2 protein-coding genes and 1 pseudogene are annotated in these 6,905 nt (G+C 50.2%); 2 read left to right on the top strand and 1 reads right to left on the bottom strand.

Features of this window, described 5'->3' with window-relative positions; genetic code table 11:
* Positions 1-60 precede the first annotated feature (60 nt).
* Both OSCI_RS30965 and OSCI_RS26605 read left to right on the top strand, forming a co-directional pair.
* Positions 61-868: pseudogene (locus tag OSCI_RS30965) on the top strand (IS5 family transposase).
* Positions 869-1,088: 220 nt separating this feature from the next.
* A complete protein-coding gene (locus OSCI_RS26605; protein WP_019487846.1) occupies positions 1,089-2,321 on the top strand; it encodes an HhoA/HhoB/HtrA family serine endopeptidase in 1,233 nt (410 codons plus the stop codon).
* Between the two features lie 265 nt (positions 2,322-2,586).
* Here the strand turns inward: OSCI_RS26605 and OSCI_RS26600 are convergent, their stop codons facing one another.
* Positions 2,587-6,768: a DNA-directed RNA polymerase subunit beta' gene (locus tag OSCI_RS26600; RefSeq protein ID WP_007358327.1), complete on the bottom strand. Its 4,182-nt coding sequence runs from the start codon at positions 6,766-6,768 to the stop codon at positions 2,587-2,589.
* Between the last annotated feature and the right edge of the window lie 137 nt (positions 6,769-6,905).

The following is a 6,905-nucleotide window of genomic DNA, read 5'->3' as shown; positions in this document are numbered from 1 at the left end:
TAGGGCGTGTTTTCAAACTCGTTGTATCCTAAAAATAGGCGATCGCAGGCAGGTGTGTTTATGAATAGAGGAGACTTAAGTACCGAACAGTGGGAAAGGTTAAAACCCCTACTTCCCCCGCTTAAACCGCGAACAGGTAAGCCCAATCACGACCACCGACAGGTTGTCAATGGCATCGGAGTGGATACTGAGAACTGGTGCGCCCTGGCGAGACCTACCAGAACGTTATGGAAAGTGGGAAAGTATAGCCACACGGTTTTATCGGTGGCAAAAAGCCGATATCTGGAAACAAGTCTTAGAACACCTACAAGCCGATGCGGACAAACAAGGAAACCTAGACGCTTGACGTGCATTACGTTGATGGAACTGTAATTCGTGCCCACCAACACGCCGCAGGTGGAAAAAAGGGGGTGAAGAAGAGGAGAAACTAGGTCGTTCTCGCGGTGGCTTTAGCACAAAAATACACATACGTTGTGAGGGTAAAGGTAAACCGATAACTTTTCTTCTCACTCCCGGTCAACTTATGAAGTCAATATTTTTAGAACAATTGATGGAACAAGGAGCAGTCAAACGTTCTGGGCGAGGTCGTCCCCGTATCCGTCCTTCAAGAGTCGTAGGAGATAAAGGCTACACAGGTCGTCGTATCCGTAGTTACTTACGACGGCGAGGTATCCGTTTTACCATCCCACGACTGTCAAATGAACCCCGTCACGGTCCTTTTAGTCGGGAAATCTACCGTCAACGCAACATTGTTGAACGTGCTATCAACCGACTTAAGCAATGGAGACGTATTGCTACACGATATGAGAAACTTGCTGCAAATTATACAGCCATGATTACGATCGCCTTTATCTGGTTATGGTTGTAGTTTGAAAACACGCCCTAGGGGCTACGATGCTCAGGGCTAGGGAAGAGGGAAGAGGCAAGAGGTTACTCTGTAAAGGATTCTGGACTAAAGGTAACAGTTGTACTTGCCCTAATCGCCCTGGCGGTTGCTATAACTGAAAGCGGTTGCTATAACTGCACATCAGAGAGTTTACGAAAACCTCTCTAAACTTAACCAACCTAGTCCGAGAAAGATTGACGCTATGGGATTTTTAAAGTTTTCACAGCCGTCGCTTCGCGCCCAAAGTATTGCCCGTCTGTTGGTAATGACATTGGCGATCGCGATCGCCACCTTCAGCTTCAGCTTACCACCACAACCAGCGATCGCTGCAAACCTCCCCGATCTGCCTAGCTCTAGCCAGCAAATATTACCTGCAAAGCTTCAAGTTGCACTTCGTAGTTCCCCAGATCCAGAAACTCACGGCAGTTTCGTCGCCGCAGCGGTAAAGCGAGTAGGGCCAGCCGTAGTCAGGATTGACACCGAGCGTACAGTCACTCGTTCCCTCGACCCATTTTATAACGATCCCTTATTCGGTCGCTTTTTTGGAGACGACTTACGCTCCCAAATTCCGCGCTCAGAGCGCCTCCGAGGTCAAGGTTCCGGCTTCATCATCGACAAAAGTGGGATTGTACTCACAAACGCCCACGTAGTCGATCGCGCAGATAAAGTAACAGTCACCTTAAACGACGGTACTATCTATACAGGAGAAGTACTCGGTACAGACGAAATCACAGACTTAGCCGCAGTTAAAATTACCGCCCCAAGTAGCAATTTACCCATTGCTAGCTTAGGAAACTCCGATGTTGTAGAAGTAGGAGACTGGGCGATCGCAGTCGGCAACCCCCTTGGATTTGACAACACCGTAACCCTCGGCATCATCAGCACCCTCAAACGCTCATCCGCAGCAGTTGGCATCCCCGACAAGCGGCTCGACTTCATTCAAACTGACGCAGCCATCAACCCCGGCAACTCCGGCGGCCCTCTCCTCAATGACTCTGGAGAAGTAATCGGCATTAACACAGCCATTCGTCCTGATGCAATGGGAATAGGCTTCGCCATCCCCATTAACAAAGCAAAAACAATTATCACCCAATTAGCCAAAGGAGAAGAAGTCAGCCACCCCTTCTTAGGCATCCAAATGGTCACGCTTACCCCAGAAATCGCCAGAGAAAATAACGCTGACCCCAATGCTCCTTTTAGAGTGTCAGAAATAAAAGGCGTACTGGTTATGCGAGTTATGCCTGATACCCCCGCTCTAAAAGCTGGAATTCGCAGTGGCGATGTCATAGTCGAGATTGACAACGAAGCTGTCACCAGCGCCGCTCAAGTACAAAACATCGTAGAAAATAGCAGAGTTGGTCAAAACCTAAAACTAAAAGTGCGCCGTCTTGACATAACAAAAGAGCTTTACGTCACAACAGCGCAACTTAAATAGCTAGAGAAGAGGGGCTAGGGGCTAGGGGCTAGGGGCTAGGGAAGAAGGGAAGAAGGGGTTAAAGGCTAGGGGCTGGGGGCTAGGGAAGAAGGGGTTACGATGCTCCGATGCTCCGATGCTCAGGGAAGAAAGGGGTTAGGGGCTAGAAAATAGGGCAAGAGAAGAAGAAAGCTGCTGATTTCTTTTAACCTCTACCTCTCTCTTCCCTTTATTTCCCTAGCCTCTCTTCCCTAGCCCCTAGCCCCTAGCCCCTAGCCCCTAACTTTTAATCTTCATCCTCATCAAAGTCATAGCCAATCATGTCATCATCCTCCATGATTGAAGAGATCGCATCCTCAGCGCCCTCTTCTAATTCATCATCAATAACGATCGCCTCCTCCTCAAAATCATCATCATCCTCATCATCGACATCAATATCGACATCAGCATCGTCGTCCGCAGCATTTTTAACATCAAAACTGCGGTCAGACGTATAAGCGCGGCGAGCAATGCGATCGTCGAGAACCACATCCTCAACCCCTTCAACTCCCTCATCAAATACCCCAGCATCGTAAGCTAGATCGGCATTCATAGAATCCTCATAGGCATTGAATCCAGTCCCAGCCGGAATCAACCGCCCGATGATCACGTTTTCCTTCAGGCCTCGCAGCCAATCAGACTTACCCTCTATCGCCGCCTCAGTCAACACCCGCGTCGTCTCTTGGAAGGAAGCCGCCGAGATAAACGAATCAGTATTCAGGGAAGCCTTAGTAATCCCCAGTAGCACGGGAGTATAATCCGCCGGCGCACCACCAGTAATACTCATCGCCTCATTCACCTGTTCCACCTGCCGCAACTCCACCAGTTCCCCAGGCAACATCGTCGTATCGCCACCATCATCAATCCGCACCTTATTCGTCATCTGGCGGACGATGACCTCAATGTGCTTATCAGAAATATCAATCCCCTGAGACTGATAAACCTCTTGCACCCCATTCACCAAAAACGCCTGTACCTGCTGGAAACTCTGCAAAGCAGCATCCCAAGTAGAAACCCCGCGCTCCTTGAGAGCCGAGAAGAAAATCTCCACAATCTCATGGGGATTCGCTGGGCCATCGGTCAAAGGATCGGCAGCCTCCACCCGTTGCCCCTCAGACACAACCACATTCTGACCAGGTAACATCGGATAATCTTCAATCCGACCATCATCCTCAATTACCTTCATACCTGCCCCGTCTTCATCCATATCGACTTGAGCAACACCAGCCCGCTTAGCCAAAATACAGGCTTCCTTTGGCTTCCGGGCTTCCAGCAACTCTTCAATCCGAGGCAACCCTTGGATGATGTCTCCCGTCTTCGCTCGTTCAAAGACCAGAATCACTAAGTTGTCACCCCGTTGTACTAAATCGCCATCTTGGACGTGGAGAACAGCACCATTGGAAACCCGATAAGGCCGAGCAATTCGCATCGTTAAGCGGTGCTTGGGAACAGCTACGGCGGATGTGGCCCCCTCTGCGTTCTCGCTTGCTATTGCCTCCACAGAAATCACCTGACCAGATTCCTCAATAAACACTCCGGGGGCAATTTCCGCACCGGCCACCACCAGAGAACCCGGCTGTATTGCCAGAGCCCCGGAAACCTCAATTGACATTAAATCGGCATCGCGAACGATTAAAATCCGGCGTACAGGTTCGTTACTGCGAGAACGAATACCGCGAATTTCCCCAGATTCCTTACAGAGAATTTCCGTCCGCGCCACCACTGCCCCCGGCGCGATGACATCGCCATCTTTCACTAACAAGCCAGTATTCGTACTGCCCTGAGTAGAATCTGCGATCGCATCTCGTCGAATCGCCAGAGATTCCAGAATCACCAGTTGCAAACGCATCGAACCCGGTTCTTCTTCATCGGGCAACAGTTCAATATCCGCAGCTAAATAGGGGGCATCGTTACCAATTTCTAGCACCAACTGCGTCCGCAATAACTCCAGGCCATCGACTGACTTCACCCGTTCCCCATCTTTATAAGGTAGGCGCTGTACGGCTCGTAGGGCAATGGATTCGCTGATCGCCGTTTGAGAAGGTACGCTGGGACGATCGGGTACGGGAAACTCTACTACTGGCCGCAATAATAAGGCTGGGCCCTCGGTAGTCTCCACATACTCGGCATATCTCAGTTCTTCGACAACCAGGCCTGGTATCACTTCCGTGCCGGGATTGACGATTTTGCCTTCTGCCAAAGCACCAACGGGGCCATCAATTAAATGCAGTTCCCCTGGTTTAATCACAATTTCGCGGAGGATGTCATTTTTCTGCATCACCTCGACTACGCCGTTAGTTTGACAGAAAATATCCTTGACGACTTCTGCCCCAGCTTCGACATATTGACCGTCTTCTACTAACAGCAAGGAAATATCCTTATTTACCTCGTGGCACTCTTCGGGAACCCAGAGTAAGGTGCCGCCTTTGACTACTTCGTAGCCCAGTTTTGCCTTACCGCGCTTGTGTACTTCCACACCGGCATATTTGATAATGCCCCCGGTGGCAGTGCGGTAAGTATCGTCCATTAACTCAGCGACAACTTCCCCATTTTGTACCTTAGAGCCGGGAGTAGCTAACAGCGAAAACCGCTGTACTTTAGAAGGGGCTAGGGGAGAGGGGCTAGGGGCTAGGGAAGAGGGAGAAGAGGCAGAATTTTCTTCTTCTCCTCCCCTACTCGCTAGTCCCCAGTCCCCAGTGCCTTCTTCAATGGTTTCAATCGTATAGTGGTCGCGGCCGCCGGCACTTTCTACTCGCACTTTAGCTCGGTCTAGGAGCACGGAAGCGGTGATAATTTCGATTTCCCGCTGGTCAGCAATCCGCACCAGACCGCCATGTTCTGAGACTAGCTTGGTTTGGGCCAGTACGCCGCCGGATTTAATGCGATCGCCATTCTTGACTGCGGGTTCTGCCGAGGGCGGTAAGTTGTAGGCTGACCCCGATAAAATCCAGATCAAGCCTCCCCTGGAAGCAATGCGGGTGGTGTTCCCTTGGCGGTCGGTTTTTTCTTCGGGGACTACGCCATCGAATTTGACCTCGCCAGCTAAATCTGTCGCTACGTCTTTAGTCACTTTTTCCGTAGTTTTCCGGGCGGCGCGACCGGCCAGAGGCACTTCTGCTAAGAAATCCCCTGGTTGCACCGTTGCCCCATCTTTGACCATCAGCGTCGAACCTTGGACGACAGCGATCGCTACTTTCTGGGCTTTAGCTTTTTTACCCTGAGAACCCTCAGCCCCCGTCAGCACTAACAGGCCATTATTTTCTGCCACGAATGCGTCTTCCCCGTGTCGGGTGCGGAAAGGACGGACGCGCAAATCCTGAAACTTGACCGTGCCTGCAAACTCCGCCTTTTCTTGTTTGGCAACTTCCCCAGTAAATACGCCCCCCGTGTGGAAAGTCCGCATGGTTAACTGCGTACCCGGTTCCCCTATCGACTGCGCGGCAATAATGCCGATCGCTTCTCCCAAATCCACCATCCCGGCGTGGGCTAACGACCAACCATAACAGTGCTGGCAAACTGACCGCGTTGATTCGCAAGTCAGGGGCGATCGCACCATCACCTCTGATAACCCACTTTTATCGATCGCGACGGCTAACTCTTCATCGCAGGCCTGATTGCGAACTGCCTGTAATTCTCCCGCTTGCACTGGTTTTCCCGTTTTCGGGTCGATCGCATCTGCTGCCAATACCCGCCCAAATAGTCTATCTCTGAGGGGAATCAATATTTTCTGGCCGTCAGACATGGGACGGACTCGCAATGCCCTTGTAGTCCCGCAGTCAAATTCTCTGACAATTACATCTTGGGAAACATCAACAAGGCGGCGCGTTAAGTAACCCGAATCCGCCGTCCGCAATGCCGTGTCTACTAAACCTTTGCGCGCGCCGTAGGAGGAAATAATATACTCGGTGACTGTCAATCCTTCCCGGAAATTAGTTTTAATTGGCAAGTCAATGATTTCCCCTTGCGGGTCTGCCATCAATCCTCGCATTCCTACTAATTGGCGGACTTGGGAGATGTTGCCCCGCGCCCCAGAGAAAGCCATCATATACACGGAGTTCAAAGGATCTGAAGCCCGGAAATTCTTCACAACTTCATCTTTAAGGTCTTCGGAGGTGCTATTCCAAGTATCAATTACTTTCTGGAACCGCTCTACCCCCGTAATTTCGCCCCTTGTATAGCGAGTTTCGGCTATGCGAATTTCTTCTTCGGCTGCTTCAATTAGCGATCGCTTTGATGGTGGCACTACCAAGTCATCTACACTAATAGAAACCCCGGCTTTAGTTGCATATCTGAAACCCAAATCTTTGAGGCGGTCTGCCAGAGTTGCCGTCCGCGCTGTTCCGCAGTGAGTGAATGACCAAGAAATCAATTTCTTGAGCTGACCCTTATCCACAACACGGTTGCGAAAAATCACTTTGTTGTCTGCCATTATCTTTCCTGTTATTAGTTGCTAATTGCTAATTGCTAATTGCTAATTGCTAATTGCTAATTGCTAATTGCTAATTGCTAATTGCTAATTTGGTACATATCAGTTATGAAATTAAATCTTTAACTCAAAACTTTTTC

This window comes from Kamptonema sp. PCC 6506 (assembly GCF_000180455.1).
GTDB classification, from domain to species: domain Bacteria; phylum Cyanobacteriota; class Cyanobacteriia; order Cyanobacteriales; family Microcoleaceae; genus Kamptonema; species Kamptonema formosum.
Note: the sequence above shows the minus strand (reverse complement) of the source record. Positions and strands in the feature narration are given on the sequence as shown.

Bases quoted from the DNA above. Each gene is read 5' to 3' on its own strand.
- OSCI_RS26605 (WP_019487846.1), top strand. From the start codon at position 1,089: ATGGGATTTTTAAAGTTTTCACAGCCGTCGCTTCGCGCCCAAAGTATT.
- OSCI_RS26600 (WP_007358327.1), bottom strand. From the start codon at position 6,768: ATGGCAGACAACAAAGTGATTTTTCGCAACCGTGTTGTGGATAAGGGT.